This is a genomic window from Trueperella bonasi, assembly GCF_030811535.1.
Taxonomy (GTDB): Bacteria; Actinomycetota; Actinomycetes; order Actinomycetales; family Actinomycetaceae; genus Trueperella; species Trueperella bonasi.
Genome location: NZ_JAUSQX010000001.1, coordinates 405,902 through 424,152, shown reverse-complemented (window position 1 = coordinate 424,152; position 18,251 = coordinate 405,902). Strand labels below are relative to the sequence as shown.

The following is an 18,251-nucleotide window of genomic DNA, read 5'->3' as shown; positions in this document are numbered from 1 at the left end:
CCGGCCATTTGCTGTGACTTTTCGGCCCTTTCGGCCGTTTTCGCTCGGCAAAATCCCTAATCTCACATCAAATGGCGCCAGATGGTAGTAGAGAGCCGGCAGAACTACTGTTGGCTAGGCTGCTACCCTGGTTTCGTGGAAGAGCAGAACAGCAAGAGCTGGCAGGCGCTGCCGCCGGGTCTATACGAGCGACTCATTGACGACGAATTGGCTCGGCTTCTCGAGTCAGAGCCGTTGGTGAAGGCTAGCGCCGCTGTCGATCCGGCAGACGCGCCACACGTGCTTACTACCCACTTAGCAGCGCGAATCGAAAGCGCTCTCGAACAAACGCAAGAAGGTGAGCGGCTGGCTCTGGCGAACAAGCTTTTAGGACTACTGCCCGAACCAACAAAACTCTTTAGCTTTAAAGAATTGTCAAACGAGGGCCTCGAGATCCGAGCGACTTCCCCGGAGCAGCTACTTTCCCTGACAGAGGGAGCAGCCGCTGAGCCGCCAGAGCGCCCGGAAATTCCCCTCTCCGATATCGCACTTTTAACTAACGGTCCACACGAGCCTGGGCTTGCCGCGGAAATCATCAAGGAAATGAAATCGGCGGACTGCGTGGACTTGCTCGGCTCTTTCATCAAGTGGACAGGCGTGCGGACTCTCCTTTCAGGGCTAGAATCCCTTGCCCGGCGCGGCGTGCCAATTCGAGTTCTTACGACCACCTATATTGGCGCAACCGAGCGTAAAGCTCTCGATGAGCTTGCTCGCCTCGGTGCCCAAATCCGAGTTAACTACCATTCGGCGTCTACCAAGCTCCACGCCAAAGCCTGGATCTTCCATCGCCGTTCGGGCTACTCCACCGCCTATATCGGCTCATCGAACTTGTCGAGAAGCGCGATGACCGACGGAATCGAATGGAATGTTCGGGTGAGCGAAATCGTTGCCGCGCACGTTCTTGAAAAATTCAATGCCACCTTTGATAGCTATTGGTCGTCCAACGATTATGAGCAATACGATCCGAGCACAGATCGAGGCCGACTAGACGAAGCGCTCCAAAGTGCGCGCAGCATTTCCTCTGGTACCGCGCCGTCGCCGGCGGGAACTGTCAGTTCCTTACTCGTCCGCCCATACCCGCACCAGCAGGTGATACTTGACGAGCTTGAAGCGGAGCGCGTTGCAGGGCGGCACGCAAACCTCGTGGTTGCGGCTACGGGGACGGGTAAAACTGTTATCGCAGCACTCGATTACCAACGTATCTCGCAACAGCTACCAACTGATACGCCAGGAATTTTACCTAGGCTCCTCTTCGTGGCGCACCGCCAGGAGATTCTCGAGCAGTCGCGAAGAATATATCGAGACGTACTTCGCGACGGTTCGTTCGGTGAGCTTTTCGTGGCGGGTCACCGTCCGCAGCACAAGGACCACGTTTTCGCATCGGTGCAAAGTCTGCAGAACACGATGGCAACTTTCGATCCGGACCATTTCGACGTGCTCGTCATCGACGAATTTCACCACGCCGAAGCATCGTCATACCGTCGAGTTCTCGAGCATTTCCGCCCGAAAGAGCTCCTAGGCTTGACGGCAACACCCGAGCGCGCAGATGGCGTGAACGTCGCAACTGAATTCTTTGGTGGCCGAGTCGCGTCCGAGCTCAGATTATGGGATGCACTGGATGCGGCTCTCTTGGTGCCTTTCCACTATTTTGGCATCGCGGACGGTACTGATCTGAGCCGGGTGACATTCCGCCGCGGTCAATACGACCAGAGCGAGCTTGCACAACTGTACATTGATGATCGTGCGCGCGCTTCGAAGATCGTTGAGAACACAACCCGGATCGTTACTGACGTTCATCACATGAAAGCGCTGGGCTTTTGCGTCAGCGTCGAGCACGCACATTTCATGGCGGAGTTTTTCACCGAATCTGGGATCCCGGCTGTCGCACTTCACGGTGGTTCGAGCAAGGAGGTGCGTGCAGATGCGCTGGCCGCGCTTCGGGCCGGTGAAGTGAACGCGCTGTTCGCGGTGGATCTTTTTAATGAGGGGCTTGATATCCCTGAAATTGACACGGTTATCATGGCACGCCCTACCCAATCGGCAACGATTTTTCTTCAGCAGCTTGGGCGCGGGCTGCGGCGCACGCCAACCAAGCCTGTGCTGACCGTTCTCGACTTTGTTGGGCACCAGCACGCCAATTTCCGCTTCGACATCAAGCTTCGAGCGCTTACGGGACTTGGGCGCGCGAAACTTCGCAAGGCCGTGGAGGCAGATTTTCCATTCTTGCCCGCTGGTTCCCAGATCATTCTCGATCGCGTAACAAAAACCGAAGTGATTGAAAGCCTGAAATCCACGCTCGCGCTGTCGGCGCGGGAATTGACCAAGGATATTCGTGATCATGCGGGAGAACAGCGCCCGTACAGTCTGCGTTCCTATTTGGATGACGCCGATCGGTCGCTGAGCGATGTGTATGGCGCGGGCGCTGCCACCGCTTCTGTAGCTGGGCGTAAAATTCCCAGATCGTGGCAGGCCTTTTCTAGTCTTGCCTTCGACGGCGGCGCGAAACTTGAGCAGGCAAGCCTCTTCGAGCTTGATTTGCTTAAGAGAATTCGGGCGTTTACCCACGTGAACGACGTTCCGCGCATCGCTGCGTATCGCAGGATTCTGAGCGAACTCGCCCTGAGCGCGGATACCGACGAAGCAACCGAGGCTGTCAACGCAATGGGTAACGCGAAAAGCTTCGTTCCGATGCTTTTCTATTCGCTGTGGCCAACCGGCGCACGTGAGGAAATGGTCGAAAAGCTTGTGGAGGTTGCGAAGTCGCGCATCCTTAGGGATGAAATCAGCGAAGTGTTGAATGTACGAGAGGAAATCTCCCGCACGCTTGCCCGTCCTCTTGAAGGCAAATTTGCGTCACTGCCGATTCAAAGCCACGCCCGATATTCGCGCGAGGAGCTGCTCGCGGGGTTCGGGCTTGGAACGCTCGATTCGGAAAAGCCCGGAAATGTTCGTGAAGGCGTCAAGCATGTCAAAGAGCTGGACGTGGACCTTCTTCTGATCACGCTGAAGAAGTCAGAAGCTGATTATTCGCCGAGCACGATGTACCGCGACTACGCGATCTCGCCAACCCGTTTTCACTGGGAGTCCCAGTCGACGACGGGTGAAAACTCACCAACTGGCCAACGCTACATTCACCACGAAAGCCGTGGCTCCGGCGTCGTACTTTTTGTTAGGGAAGCAAAAACTGGGGATCTCGGCACGGAGCCGTATACCTGCCTGGGGACGGCGAGGTACGTGGGCCATGCCGGCTCGAAACCAATGGCGATCGAGTGGGAACTTGACCGCCCGATGCCCGCCGATCTGCTGAGCATAGCCAAGCTGGTCGCCTGATCTTCGCTTGGGACATAAGACGGCCGCCGTCGTGACCCCCAACCGCTAGACTTTCTGGTGGACGCGCAACGGCGCGTTGGAATCACCAAAGGAGTTTATCTACATGGCAAAGTCTCCAGTTACCGTCACAGTTACAGGCGCCGCAGGCAACATCGGCTACGCGCTACTGTTCCGCATCGCTTCCGGCGCGCTTCTCGGCAACGACGTGCCGGTCCGCCTCAATCTGCTCGAGATCCCGCAGGGCCTGAAAGCTGCGGAGGGCACCGCAATGGAGCTCAACGATTCGGCGTTCCCGCTGCTTGAGTCCGTCAATATTTACGACGACGCCAACCAGGCTTTCGACGGTTCCTCCGTTGGTTTACTGGTCGGCGCCCGCCCGCGCACAAAAGGCATGGAGCGTGCCGACCTGCTCGAAGCTAATGGCGGCATTTTTGGTCCGCAGGGCAAGGCCATCAACGACCATGCGGCGGACGATATTCGCGTGCTCGTGGTCGGCAACCCCGCCAACACGAACGCCGTGATTGCCATGCAGAACGCCCCGGATGTTCCGAACGAGCGCTTCACCGCGATGATGCGCCTCGATCACAACCGTGCAATCTCGCAGCTTGCCGAAAAGACCGGCGCGCGCGTCGCGGACATCAAGAAGATGACGGTGTGGGGCAACCACTCGGCCGATCAGCACCCGGATCTGACGTGGGCAACCGTCGGTGGCCGCCCGGCTCCCGAGCTCGTCGACGACGCATGGGTGAACGATTACTTCGTGCCGACCGTTGCCAAGCGTGGCGCGGCGATTATCGAAGCGCGCGGTGCCTCGTCTGCCGCTTCGGCTGCTTCGGCCGCGATCGACCACATGTACGACTGGGTCAATGGCACGCCGGAAGGCGACTGGGTGACCCCAGGCATCTACTCGGATGGCTCGTACTACGGAGTTCCCGAGGGCCTGATCTTTGGCTTCCCGGCAACCGCAGAAGGCGGGGAGTGGAAGATCGTTGAGGGCTTGGAGATTTCCGAGGCTACTCAGGCTGGTATCGACCGAAACATCAAGGCTGCTCAAGAAGAGCTCGACGCCGTTCGCGCGCTGGGCCTGATCAAGTAAAACAGCTGGTTCCTGCACGGAAGCCGAACTGGCGTAAGGGGCATGATCTGCAAGGGTCATGCCCCTTACGCGTTCTTAGATAGTTCACCGCCCAACTCTGTGTCGCCGGAGCGGGGATGTCCAATTATGGACCTACGGTATCGTAGGCAATGTCACAAGCGGGTAACTTTTCCCTGTTAGCCTGCGAAAATGCGGGGTTTTTGATGCGAGATTCGCGGGGACTCGCACAGCTAACTTACCCTACCGTTCGGTAACTTACGTTATGGTAGCTTGCATGGATAGACCGCTACAGCAGGCTCCGGCCAGGCCAAGCGCCCACAGCGTTCGCTTTGTGGAAACCACGACCTCCACTCAGGACGACGTGCGGGCACTCACCAACGCCGAGCACCTCACCACAGTCTGTGCAGGCCAGCAAACCGCAGGCCGCGGCAGGCTCGGCAGATCTTGGGAGTCCGGCCCGAACCAATCTCTCCTCGCCTCCACGTTCATCACACTCCCCGATTCCGAGCTCATGAGGGAGCGCATCGGCTTTCTTACCCTGATTGGTGCGGCTGCCATGCGTGCGGCGCTCGTTGATTTCACTAAATCAGAGTTCACCAAGGCCAACGCCGCGAGCGCCGATGGTTTCGAGGTGAAGTTCCCCAACGACGTCGTGCTCGGCGGCTTGAAGATTGCCGGAATCCTCGGCGAATTCCTATCCGAACACTCGGCCCAGCGCGGAGAACTGTGTGCGGCAATTGGCGTCGGGGTGAATGTGAGCCAGCGCGAACACGAGCTCGTGGAGGGCGCCACCTCTCTCGCTCACGCCGGCTTTGATGTATCCGGCACTGGCACGGTTCTCAACGATTCCGATATCACCGAACTCACGTGCTCGTTTCCGGCTCAACAGCTACTAGCGCTGTACCTCCCGCATCTAGCCAGCCGAATCGCCACGTTCGCTCGTGAAGCAGACGCAACTGAACTCATCGCAGAGTTCAACGCACACCTCCACGGCCGCGGAACTCAAGTAACCGTGGCAGGAAAAACGGGCACGATCGCCGGACTCACCGAAGATGCCCACCTCATTCTCCAAGGCGAACGGGCAACAACGGTCTCACCAGCCGAAGTCGCCATGTTTGTTGAACACGGCAAGCTGCCAGCCAACTAAGCAAAGGACACAACCCCGTGAAGATTTTGATTGCCAACCGCTCCGAAATCGCGATGCGCGTGATTCGCACGGCCAAAGACATGCTGATCCCCACCGTGGTGGGCTATGCCGAAGCAGATTTCGGAACGCCATTCACTCGCTTCGCCGACGAAGCGCACGCGCTCGGTGGGCAAAGCTACGCCGATACGTATATGAATGGCGCCAAGCTCATCGCCCTCGCCAAGCAAACCGGCGCGGATGCGATTCATCCCGGTTACGGTTTCCTCTCCGAGAGCCCCGAATTCGCCGAGGCCGTCACCGATGCGGGCATCACCTGGATCGGCCCTTCACCAGCCACTTTGCGCGAACTTGGTGACAAAATTTCGGCCCGCCAGCTCGCCGAACGCTCCGGCGTCCAACCCGTCCCCGGAATCTCCGAAGCGATCGCGGGCCGCGATGAAGTCGAAGCCTTTATTGAACGTTGGGGGTACCCGATCGTGACGAAGAAGGCCGACGGTGGCGGCGGGCGCGGCATTACGATTATCCGTAACGACGACGATCTCAACCACTTTTTCACCGCAGCCGGACCGAACCCGCAGGGCATTTTCGTGGAAAAGTTCCTCGAAACGGCCCGCCATATCGAAACTCAGTGCATGCGCGATTCGCATGGAAACTTCGCGGTGGTTTCCACGCGCGACTGCTCGATCCAGCGGCGCAACCAAAAGCTCATCGAAGAAGCGCCCGCGCCCGGGCTTAGCGCCGAGCAGGAACAGACGCTGTTCGACTGGTCACGAGCGCTCTTCGAGGGTTCGGATTTTGTTGGCCTTGGCACGTGCGAATTCCTCGTTGAGCGCGCCGTCGCGGGCGAAGATAGCGCGATTTTCTTCCTCGAGGTCAACCCGCGCCTGCAGGTCGAACACACGGTGTCCGAAGAGGTCACCGGTCTTGACCTCGTGCGCGAGCAGATCCTGATCGCAAGCGGGCAGCCGATGAGTGCGGTGCCCGAACCCGTGGGCCACTCCTTCGAATTCCGCCTCACCTCCGAGGATCCGGCGCGCGACATGATGCCCTCCGAAGGCACGATCACGAACCTGCAATGGCCGCTCGGCCACGGCGTACGTATCGAAACGGGTGTGCAGCAAGGCGACTGCGTTACCTCCGCTTTCGATTCGATGCTCGCCAAGATCATTGTGACTGGCCCGAACCGCGATATCGCTATCGCCCGCTCACTGCGCGCGCTTGCCGAATTACGTTTCGAGGGCATCGCCACGCCGATGGGCCTGTACCGGGACGTGATAGATACCGAAACCTTTAAGAACGTCGAGTACTCAACCCGTTGGTTTGAAGAGGATTTCCTTCCGCGCTGGCAGCAGTCCGCGACGGCGGCGCCCGGCTTAGCATTAGCCAAACCGGCAGGTACACAACCGGTTGCAGTGTCAACGCCACAGCCAGGCGGGGCACCCAGTGCGAATACACCCGAGCGTGAAACGTTCATCATCGAGATCGACGGCAAGCTTTCCGAGCTGCGCGTGCCCAAGGGCTTGTTTGGCGGTGGAGCTACCGCGCCCTCGCCGCGCCCGCAGCCGCTGCGCCGCGCGCCCCGCACACGCGAAGGCCTGACCAATGGCGGGGAAGCAGCGACGGGCGACGTTCGCTCGCCGATTCAGGCGATTGTGGTGCGCGTGGTGGCCGAAGAAGGCCAGCAAGTTAAAGAGGGCGATCTGCTCGTCGTGCTCGAGTCCATGAAAATGGAGAGCTATGTGTACGCGCCGATTGACGGCGTCGTGGAATCCATCTCAACCACTCAAGGCGCAAACGTCGCCGCTGGAAACCAACTACTCACCATCACGCCGAATAACTAACGAAAGGAGCATCCGTGTCCGATTCCATGATCACGTTGACCGACGAGTCACTAACCATCGATCATTCCTCGCGCGAAGTGGACCGCGAGCGCTTCATTGCCTATCAGAACGAGCTGTCTGCGCAGGCGGAGGAAAAGGCCCAGCAGCGCCAGCACGCCAAGGGCAAAATGACCGCTCGGGAGCGCATCGACACCCTGCTCGACCCGGGAAGCTTCACCGAAATCGGCCAGTTCGTTGGCGGAAACGTGGCTGAAGGTTTTAAGGGCGCGGCGGTCGTGTGTGGGCTTGGCCAAATTAACGGCCGCCAGGTGGCGATCTACGCGCAAGACTTTTCGGTGCAGGGCGGCACGCTCGGCGAGGCCGAAGGCGACAAGATCATCGCCACGATCGACAAGGCGCTCCTGCTGCGCATCCCCGTAATTGGGATCATGGATTCCGGTGGCGCCCGCATCCAAGAAGGCGTGGTGGCACTCGGCCAATACGGCCGGATCTTCAAGAAAACCTGCCAGGCCTCCGGCGTGATCCCGCAGATTTCGCTCATCCTTGGCCCGTGTGCGGGCGGCGCCGTGTACTCGCCGGCGCTCACCGACTTCATCATCATGACCAAGGACAATTCGCACATGTTCGTCACCGGCCCGGACGTAGTTCGGGCGACGACGGGCGAAGACGTTTCGTTCGCGGACTTGGGCGGCGCGCAGGTGCACAATTTCCAATCTGGCGTGGCGCACTATCTCGCAGAAGACGAGGATGACGCGCTCGATTACACGCGCACGTTGCTCACCTACCTGCCCTCAAACTCAGATGAACCGGTGCCCTTCTACGACTACATCGAGGAGGACGTACACATCGACGTGGGCGCGATTGTGCCCGATGAAACGAAAGTGCCCTACGACGTCGTCGATGTTATTTCCGCGATCGTTGATTACGGCGAATTCGTGCAAATCCAAGAGTTCTTTGCGCGTAATATCGTCGTCGGCTTCGCGTGTATCGAAGGCCGGTCGGTGGGAATCGTTGCCAATCAGCCGATACACGACGCCGGAACGCTGGACGTGGATGCCTCGGAAAAGGCAGCCCGCTTCGTGCAGTTCTGCGACGCATTCAAGATTCCGGTGGTGACTCTCGTGGACGTGCCCGGCTACCGCCCGGGAACCCAGCAGGAACAGGCCGGAATTATTCGCCGCGGCGCCAAACTTATCTGGGCGTATGCGACGGCCTCGGTGCCGCTCGTTACCGTGATCCTGCGCAAAGCATACGGCGGCGCATACATCGTCATGGGGTCGAAATCCCTTGGCGGCGACCTCGTCTACGCTTGGCCCGGCGCAGAAATTGCCGTGCTTGGTGCCGACGGCGCGGTGTCGATCATTCACCGGCGCGAACTGGCCAAAGCCCTCGAAGAGGGCAACGAGGCCGAAGTTCACGCCGAACTATCCGCCGCCTACACCCGAAATAACGTCAATCCCTATCTTTCGGTTGCCCGCGGCGAGCTCGACGGCATCATTTCGCCAAACGACACGCGCGCAACCATTTCCGCCTCACTCGAGGCCCTTCAAACCAAGAACACCATCTACACCGGCCCGGCCCGCCACGGCAACATGCCGATGTAAGGCTCGACTTACGCCCTTTTCTAGGAGAAATACATGACACTCGCTAATCAACTCAACGACGGCGCGCCGTACGTCCTCCAGTTCGCAGGCCAGGCCACCCCGTGGCGTTCGGCTCTGAAAGATCTGTCCGAGGACGCCGCCATCCGCTCGACCCTCGATGGAGTGCTCGCTCGTACCGACCAGCTGCTTGCACCCGTGCTCCCCGAAATCACGCGGATCAGCGCGGGCAAGCTTGACCTGTTCGACAGCCCGTCGGCCGAAGCTTTCGCATCGGTGCCCGGAATTCTGCTTGCCCAGTACGGCGCGCTTCTCGACTTTTCGGTCAGCGCCGCACCGCAGGCGACGATCGGCCACTCGCAGGGCGTGCTCGCCGTCGCGCTTGCCAAGCATGTTGACGACGCCGAACACGTGGCGAAGATCGTTGTGCTCGCACGCCTGATTGGCGCGGCCGCGACCAAGGAAACGCGCGCGGCGGGCGCCGAACGCCACGGCGAACTCACCCCGATGATGGCGGTACGCGGCATCCCCGAAACGGCGCTTAAGCAGATCGTTAAGCGGCACCCGGGCGTGTGGCTCGCAATCCGTAACACCCGCACTTCCTACACTCTTTCGGGCGTGCCGGCAGAGCTCGACGCCGTGCGCCGCGATCTCGAAGACCTCGCTGCAGTCGAAAAGAAGGCCCGCGAAGACAAGACCATTGGCGGGGCACCCATGGAACCGATTGTCGACTTCCTCGACGTGTCCGCCCCCTTCCATTCCGGTCTGCTCGAACCGGCACTCGCTCAAGTTCACGATTGGGTTGGCGCCTGCGGACTGTCCGCGGATGTTGATGTGGACGCGCTGGCAGCCGCCGTTCTCACCAAGCGGCTCAATTGGGACGAAGTGTTCGCACAGGCAGCCGAAGGCACCGAGTGGATCATCGATCTTGGCCCGGGCGCTGGCCTAAACCGGATCACGGAAGACAACACGAAGGGCCGAGGCATCGGCGTCGTTAACGCGTCGACCTCGAATGCCCGCGACCAAATTTCTATTCCCGGAAACGATTGGACGAAGGGCGCCGACTGGTCTGAATTCGCGCCGAAGCTCGCCAGGCTCGACGGCGGCCAGATCGTCGTCGACACCAAGTTCACACGCCTGACCGGGCGCTCGCCCGTTCTGCTTGCGGGAATGACGCCGACGACGGTCGAGCCCGACATCGTGGCAGCCGCAGCAAACGCTGGCTACTGGGTGGAGATGGCCGGCGGCGGACAGGTGACCGAGCAGGTTTTCGAAGACAACCTCGCCGGCCTTGTCGAGCAGTTGGAGCCGGGCCGTACCGTCCAGTTCAATGCCATGTACATGGACCGGTACCTGTGGAACCTCCAGTTCGGCACCCAGCACATCGTTTCCCGTGACCGCGAATCGGGGGCGCCGATCGACGGCGTCGTCGTCTCCGCTGGTATTCCAGAACTTGAAGAAGGCATCGAACTCGTTCACGACCTGCGCGCCAAGGGCTTTACCTACGTGGCGTTCAAGCCGGGAACCGTGGCGCAAATTCGTCAAGTGCTCGAGATCGCGCGCGGCGTGGAAGGCGCGCCGGTGCTGCTCATGGTCGAAGATGGCCACGCAGGCGGCCACCACTCGTGGGAGGACCTCGACCAGCTCCTGCTCGCCACCTACGAAGAAATCCGCGCAGAAGAAAACACGATCCTCGTTGCCGGAGGAGGGCTGGGCGTGCCGGAACGCGCCGCTGCCTTCATGACCGGCGAATGGGCGCTCAAACACGGCAACGTCAAGATGCCTGTTGACGCGATCATGATCGGCACCGCCGCGATGACGGCGAAGGAAGCCAAGACCAACGACGACGTCAAGCAGCTGCTCGTCGACACCCCCGGCGTGTCGCCGGATGACAACGAAGGCTGGGTTGGTGAAGGGGAAATCAACGGGGGAATGACCTCCGGGCTTTCACACCTGCTCGCCGATATGTACGAAATCGAAAATTCCGCCTCGGCAGCTGCGCGCCTGATCATCGAGGTACAAAACGACCGCGAAGCGCTTGTGGAACGCCACGACGAGATCGTGGAAGCCATCAACAAAACCGCCAAACCATACTTTGGCGATCTGGACGAAATGACCTACGCGCAGGTGCTGCGCCGCTACGCCGAGCTCTCGCACCCGTGGAACGACATCTCGTGGATTCAGCGCTGGCACGAGCTCGCCCAGCGCGTCGAGGCGCGCCTGGCGCCCGTGGAGACCGGGGAGATCGTTTCGATGTTTCCCGATGTCGAATCGGTGGAAGATCCCGAGGTGGTCATTTCGAAGATCTTGGAAGCATATCCGCAGGCCGAGGATATTGAATTGACGACGTTTGACGCCGCGTGGTTCGTCGAGCTGTGCCGCAAGTATCCGAAGCCGGTTCCGTTCGTGCCGATCATCGACGGCGGGCTCTTGCGCTCGTGGGGCACCGACGGCCTGTGGCAGAGCCACGATCCGCGCTACATCGCCGACCAGGTGCGCATCATTCCAGGCCCGGTGTCCGTTGCCGGCATCACGAAGGTGAACGAGCCGGTTGCGCAGATCTTGGCTCGCTACGAGGACGCCACGATCGAGGCGCTCAACGGGGCCGAGCCAGCCGAGCGTTACTCGCGCGATGCGCTAACGGTTGAGGACTATGTTCGGACCACGCCGCACATCCAGTGGCATGGCCACCTTATGACCAACCCGGCGACAGTCGTCGATAACTACAACCTCGTGCAAACCAAGAAGGGCTACGACATCGTGGTCAACCTCGACACGATGTGGGACGGCACGGACGCGAAGCAGCACGCCGTGCGCGAGCTGCGCGTTCCGCTCATCATCCCGGAGGGAGCGACGACGGGTGCCGTGCCGGTGGTGGACGACGAGCGTCTACCGGAAGCGATGTACGGCCTGTTAGCTGCGACGGCGGGTGTGGGTGCGCCCAACCCGATGGGTGACCAGATCACCGAACTTCCACGGATCGAGCCTAACTCGCCCGATTCGGAATTCGGAGAAGCGCACTACCGCTTCTCCATCCGCCCCGAACTGGGCACCCTGCATGCAGGAGTGTCAGCTGATAGCCTGCCGTCGTCGTTGAAGCTGGCGCCGATCGTGCCTTCGGCCGTTTTGGGCATGTGCTGGCCTTCGATCTACGCCGCGCTCGGCTCGGCGATCGTGGACGACTATCCGGTGATTGAGGGGCTACTCAACGCCGTCCACCTCGACCACACTGAAAACCTTGACACTGACAGGCTGATCGGCCTCGACCACCTCGACGCCCGTAGCCGCTGCACATCGTATTCGGAATCCAGCTCGGGCCGCGTTGTCGTCGTCGAAACGGAGCTCACCCACGACGGCGAATTCATCGGAGCGTTCATGGAGCGCTTTGCGATTCGTGGCCGCGTGTTCGGTAAGGAACTCCCGGTTGATCCACCCTACGCGGGCGGCATCGCCCAGGAGATTAGCGATACGCCGCGCTCGGTGCTACGCCGCGTGAGCGTCACCGCGCCAAGCGATATGACCCCGTTCGCGATGGTATCGGGTGATTACAACCCGATCCACACCTCCTACCGCGCCGCTAAAGTGGCCGGAATGGAAGCGCCGCTCGTGCACGGCATGTGGCTGTGTGCCGCCGCCCAGCACGCGGTGTCCGCGACTGATGAGGACGGCCACCGCTGGCACATCCAAGGCTGGACTTACCGAATGTACGGCACGGTAGATCTGAACGACGAGGTGGACATCTCCGTCGAGCGCATCGGATCGGTGCCGGGCGGCGGGCTCATCCTCGAAGTTAACTGCCGTGTGGACAAGAACGTGGTTTCGCAGGCGACCGCCACCGTCACTCCGGCCAAGACTGCCTATGTGTACCCCGGCCAGGGCGTGCAAGCCCAAGGAATGGCGCTTGACGAGCGGGCGTCGTCGGCTGCTGCTAGGGACGTGTGGGAGCGCGCCGATAAACACACGCGGGCCGCACTCGACTTCTCCATTCTGGCGATCGTGCGGGATAACCCGCAGGTGCTGACCGCCAACGGCGTGACCTACCGGCACCCGAATGGCGTGCTCAACCTGACCCAGTTCACTCAGGTTGCGCTCGCAACCGTGGCATTTGCGCAGACAGAACGTTTGCGTGAGGCCGGTGCACTGGTAGAAGGCTCGTACTTGGCTGGGCACTCCCTTGGCGAGTACAACGCGCTGGCCGCCTACGGCCAGATCTTCCCACTCGAGACGGTTATCGAAATCGTGTTCCACCGCGGATCGACGATGCACAACCTCGTCCCGCGCGATGAGGAAGGCTTCTCCAACTACCAGATGGGTGCCCTGCGGCCGAACCAGTTCGGCGTGGGCGATGATCAGGTGGAGGACTACGTTGCCTCCGTTGCTGAGGCGACCGGCGAGTTTATCGAGATCGTTAACTACAACTTGGCTGGTCAGCAGTATTCGATCGCCGGAACCATTGCGGGTATCGAGGCGCTCGCGGCCGATGCCGAAAGGCGGGCCGAAGAGGCTGGTGGGAAGCGCCCGTTCATGCTGGTGCCGGGCATTGACGTGCCGTTCCACTCGACGGTATTGCGCGACGGCGTGCCAGACTTCAGAAATCTGCTCGACGGGCTGTTGCCTGCCGAGATCGACCCGGCGATGCTGGTGGATCGCTACATCCCGAACCTTGTGGCTCGCCCCTTCGAGCTGACGGAGGACTTCTTGGATTCGATCCTTGAGGTCGTGCCGTCGGAGACGGTGCGCGGTCTGAAAGAGCGGTGGTCCGAGGTCGATCTTGGCGCCGAGGCCGGAAAGATCACCCGTGACCTGCTCGTGGAGCTGCTGGCGTGGCAGTTCGCCTCGCCGGTGCGTTGGATCGAAACCCAGGACTTCCTCTTCCGCGGTATCGCCGACGGCGGGGCCGGGGTGGAAAACCTCGTGGAGATCGGCCTTGGTGCCGCGCCGACGCTGGCCAATCTCGCCTCGCGCACGCTGGCTCAGCCGAAGTTCGCCAACCGCCGCGTGAGCGTTTACAACGTGCAGCGCGACGAGAAGCTCGTCTACAACCAGGATCAGGCTAGTGCTGAACCACTCGTGTCCGTTCAGGCTGATGGCGCTGATGAGGCTGGCGGCGAGGCGGCAGGTGGTAGCCCGGCCGCGGGTGATACGGCTCCTACTGGTGCTGGCGAAGCAGTAACTGGTGCAGAGGCGAGCCCCGCTGCGGAGGCGGCACCAGCTGTGGATTCGGCACCGGCAACGCCAGCAGCGCCCGCACCTGCGGCTAGTGTTTCTGGGCCGATTGAAGAAATTACCTTCGACGCGGCGGACGCCACGCGCGTGTTGCTGGCCGATTCGAACAAACTCACCTACGAACAGGTGGGCGATGCAGATAACGTGGAATCGCTGACCAATGGTGTGTCTTCCAAGCGCAATCAGGTGCTCATGGACATGTCGTCCGAGCTCAACCTGTCGTCAATCGACGGCGCCGCGGAGGCATCCGTGGCCGAGCTGTCCAAGACCGTCAACAAGCTGGCCCACAACTACAAGCCATTCGGCCCGGTTCTCTCGGAGGCGATGGCTGATCGCATCCGCAAGCTGTTTGGCGCTGCCGGCCTGAGGCTGGATCACATTGGCCAGCGCGTCTCGGGCACCTGGGGATTGGGCGAAGGCTGGACGGCATGGGCCACTGCAGTTATTTTGCTTGATACCCGCGAAGGCAAGTCAGCTCGCGGTGGCGAGCTCACGCAGCTTCCGGCCAACCCGACCTCCGTGGCTGAAGTCGATGCGCTTATCGACGCGGCTGTTGAACGCGTGGGCGCGTTGAAGGGGATCGCTGTAGCTAAGCCGAGCGCTGGTGGGGGAGCTGGCGGCGCTGTGGTTGATTCCGCCGCCCTCGATGCTTTCTCGGATGAAATCACATCGGTGCTCGCCGATAACGCTCGCGATCTTCTCGAACGGCTAGGCAAGACCACCCCTGTGCCAGCAGCTCAGATGGAAGACTCAGAGCTAGTCGAGGCCGTCACCGCAGAGCTTGGCTCAAATTGGCCGAAGCTCGTTGCGCCAGGATTCTCAGCGAAGAAGGCCGTTTTGCTTAACGACAGGTGGGCAACCGCTCGTGAAGATTTGGCACGCCTGGTCAATGGTGACACACCGATCGAAGCGCTGAACGAGTCAAGCTTCGTCGGAACTGGCGCTGAAGTGGCACGGCAGGCGCAGTACTACATCGACAACGCCGATATTTCAGACCAGATTCGGGGAGCCCTCGGTGAGATCACGAAAGTTGCCGTCGATAACTCCACTGGCGAATACAGCGGCCAGATCGCCGTCGTCACGGGAATGACCCCCGACTCGATCGGTGGAGCCGTAGCCAAACGCCTGCTCGCGGGTGGTGCCACCGTGATTGCCACCGCTTCGCGCGTTGACCAGAAGCGTCTGCTCGCAGGGCGCAAGCTCTACCGCGAAAATGCGCGCGGCGACGCAAGCCTGTGGCTCGTTCCCGCCAACCTTTCCTCCTATCGCGATATCGATTCGCTGGTGGAGTGGATCGGTAACCCGGTGCGTGAGACCGTGGGCGGGCAGACGAAGGAGAAGAAGCCGGCGATGGTACCGGACATGCTCTTCCCGTTTGCTGCCCCGCGCGTGTTCGGCATGATGGATGAGGCTGGTTCCGATACCGAAAGTCAGGCCCGCCTGATGCTGTGGGGCCTTGAGCGCCTGCTCACCGGCTTGTCCAAGATCGGTTCCGATACCGTTGTGGGCCATCGCATGCACGCGGTGCTTCCCGGTTCGCCCAACCGCGGCCTATTCGGTGGAGACGGTGCATACGGTGAGGTCAAGGCCGCTTTTGACGCGATCGTTAACAAGTGGAAGGTCGAACCGTGGGCCGATCGAGTAACCCTCGCACACGCCCGCATTGGGTGGGTGCGAGGTACCGGCCTCATGGGCGGGAACGATCCGCTCGTAGAAGCTGCGGAAGCCGCTGGCGTTCGCACCTGGTCCACCGATGAAATGGCGGACCAGCTGGTCGGCCTCGCATCGAAGGAATCCCGCGAAAAGGCTCGCGTTGAGCCAATCGATGCGGACCTAACCGGCGGACTGGAAGCAATCGATTTCCCCGAGCTGGCAAAGAACGCGAAGGTTGAGGAACCAGCGGCTCCAAGCGAACCCGAAGGCGAAACCATTTCGGCGCTCCCCAGCCCGAAGGTCGTTGGCCTGCCCGAGTACTCGGACGTGTGGTCCGATGGCAGCGCGCGCCCGGAAGACACGATCGTGATCGTGGGCGTCGGCGAGGCTGGGCCGTGGGGTTCATCCCGTACGCGCCTATCGGCAGAGCTCGGCATCCAGGCAGATGGCGAGGTTGACCTCACCGCGGCAGGAGTTCTCGAACTCGCATGGATGACGGGTCTGCTGACCTGGCACGAAGCGCCTAAGGCCGGCTGGTATGACGCCGAAGATAACTACGTCGATGAATCGGAGATCTACGAACGCTTCCGTGACGAAGTCGTGGCGCGCTGTGGCGTGCGCAGACTTTCCGACGATGGGCCGATCCAAGATGGCGGCACCGTTGACATGGTGACGGTGTTCCTCGATCGCCCGATCACGTTCTCGGTGGACTCCGAAGAGGATGCGCGAGCCTACGAGGTCGCAGATCCGCAGTTCACTGAGATCACCCCGCCGTCGGCGGAGAACCCCGATTGGCTCGTCACCCGCAAGAAGGGTGCCACGACCATGGTGCCGCGCAAGACGACTCTTTCGCGCTACGTCGCGGGTCAGCTACCTAAAGATTTCGATCCGACCCGCTGGGGCATCCCGGCGTCGATGATCGAATCGGCGGACAAGATGGCCGTGTGGAACCTCGTGACTACCGTGGATGCCTTCATTTCGGCAGGCTTCGAACCGGCCGAACTTCTTGAGGCAGTGCACCCAACCCAGATCGCATCCACGCAGGGCACCGGTTTTGGAGGCATGAGCTCAATGCGCAAGCTGTTCGTTGAGCGCTTCCTCGGCGAGGACGTTCCGCAGGATATCTTGCAAGAGACCTTGCCCAACGTGATCGCGGCCCACACCATGCAGTCCTACGTGGGCGGCTACGGTGCGATGGTCCAGCCAGTTGCGGCGTGCGCATCGGCAGCCGTATCGCTGGAGGAAGGTCTTGACAAGATCGCGACTGGCAAAGCCAAGTTCGTTGTGACCGGCGCGAACGATGACATTTCCGTGGAATCGCTAGAAGGCTTCGGTTTCATGAACGCTACGGCCGACTCGGCATCGCTTGAGGAGCAGGGCATCCATGATCGCTTTTTCTCACGCGCTGGAGACCTTCGCCGAGGCGGCTTCGTGGAAGGCCAGGGCGGCGGAACCGTGCTGATTGCGCGTGGCGATCTGGCACTCGAGCTCGGGCTGCCCGTCTACGCGGTGGTCGGATATGTGCAGACCTTCGCCGACGGCGCACACACATCGATCCCCGCACCCGGACTCGGCGCACTCGCGGCCGGACACGGTGGCAAGAACTCGCGAATGGCCCGCGACCTCGCCAAGCTCGGCGTGAAAGTGGACGACATCGCGGTGCTGTCCAAGCACGACACGTCCACCAATGCCAACGATCCGAACGAGGCGGAGCTGCATGACCGCCTTGCGAAAGCTCTCGGGCGTACCGATGGCAATCCGTTGCACGTGATCTCTCAAAAGACGCTCACGGGCCACTCGAAGGGCGGCGCTGCGCTGTTCCAGATTGCAGGCTTGACCCAGGTGTTCAACAACGGCATTGTTCCGGCGAATCGATCGCTCGACAACCTGGATCCGGTGTTCTACGACCGGGACTACCTGGTGTGGTTGCGCGATCCGCTCAACCTCGGCAAGCGTAGCCCGATCAAGGCGGCGCTCGCCACCTCGCTCGGTTTCGGGCACGTTTCTTCGATGATGGCGTTCGTCCACCCTGGTGCATTCGAAGCCGCTGTTGAACGAGCGCACGGCCGCGAGGCTGCAGATCGGTGGCGTGAGCGGGCCGAAGAGCGCATGCGCTCAGGTGCCCGCCACCTCGAGCAGGGTATGATCGGCCGCCGCGAACTGTACGAGCCGATCGAAGGCCGCCGCTTCAAGGAAGACTCCGCGGACTACGACGCCCACGAGGTTGAAGCAGCCATGCTTCTCGATCCTGAGGCACGCCTTGGCGCGGATGGATTCTATGCCGGCGGATCTTATGCCGGCTAATGGCGAGAACCGCT

Annotated in this window: 6 protein-coding genes; all 6 read left to right on the top strand. The window is 61.1% G+C overall.

Going from position 1 to position 18,251, the window contains the following annotated elements; genetic code table 11:
• The first annotated feature begins 135 nt into the window (after window positions 1-135).
• Entirely contained in the window at window positions 136-3,369 is a 3,234-nt protein-coding gene (locus J2S70_RS01980; protein ID WP_307682073.1) for a DUF3427 domain-containing protein, read from the top strand.
• 103 nt (window positions 3,370-3,472) lie between these two features.
• Window positions 3,473-4,465: a malate dehydrogenase gene (locus tag J2S70_RS01975; RefSeq protein ID WP_307682072.1), complete on the top strand. Its 993-nt coding sequence runs from the start codon at window positions 3,473-3,475 to the stop codon at window positions 4,463-4,465.
• 274 nt (window positions 4,466-4,739) lie between these two features.
• Window positions 4,740-5,612, top strand: a complete 873-nt coding sequence (locus J2S70_RS01970) for a biotin--[acetyl-CoA-carboxylase] ligase (RefSeq protein WP_307682071.1) — start codon at window positions 4,740-4,742, stop codon at window positions 5,610-5,612.
• A 17-nt stretch (window positions 5,613-5,629) separates the two neighbouring features.
• Entirely contained in the window at window positions 5,630-7,453 is a 1,824-nt protein-coding gene (locus J2S70_RS01965) for an ATP-binding protein (protein WP_307682070.1), read from the top strand.
• A 26-nt stretch (window positions 7,454-7,479) separates the two neighbouring features.
• On the top strand, window positions 7,480-9,057 hold the full coding sequence (locus J2S70_RS01960; RefSeq protein WP_307683354.1) for an acyl-CoA carboxylase subunit beta: 1,578 nt from the start codon (window positions 7,480-7,482) through the stop codon (window positions 9,055-9,057).
• A 33-nt stretch (window positions 9,058-9,090) separates the two neighbouring features.
• A complete protein-coding gene (locus J2S70_RS01955; protein WP_307682069.1) occupies window positions 9,091-18,237 on the top strand; it encodes a polyketide synthase in 9,147 nt (3,048 codons plus the stop codon).
• Window positions 18,238-18,251: the final 14 nt, after the last annotated feature.

Excerpts from the sequence above, each read along its gene's own strand:
- J2S70_RS01970 (WP_307682071.1), top strand. The coding sequence starts at position 4,740 with ATGGATAGACCGCTACAGCAGGCTCCGGCCAGGCCAAGCGCCCACAGC.
- J2S70_RS01975 (WP_307682072.1), top strand. The coding sequence starts at position 3,473 with ATGGCAAAGTCTCCAGTTACCGTCACAGTTACAGGCGCCGCAGGCAAC.
- J2S70_RS01955 (WP_307682069.1), top strand. The coding sequence starts at position 9,091 with ATGACACTCGCTAATCAACTCAACGACGGCGCGCCGTACGTCCTCCAG.
- J2S70_RS01960 (WP_307683354.1), top strand. The coding sequence starts at position 7,480 with ATGATCACGTTGACCGACGAGTCACTAACCATCGATCATTCCTCGCGC.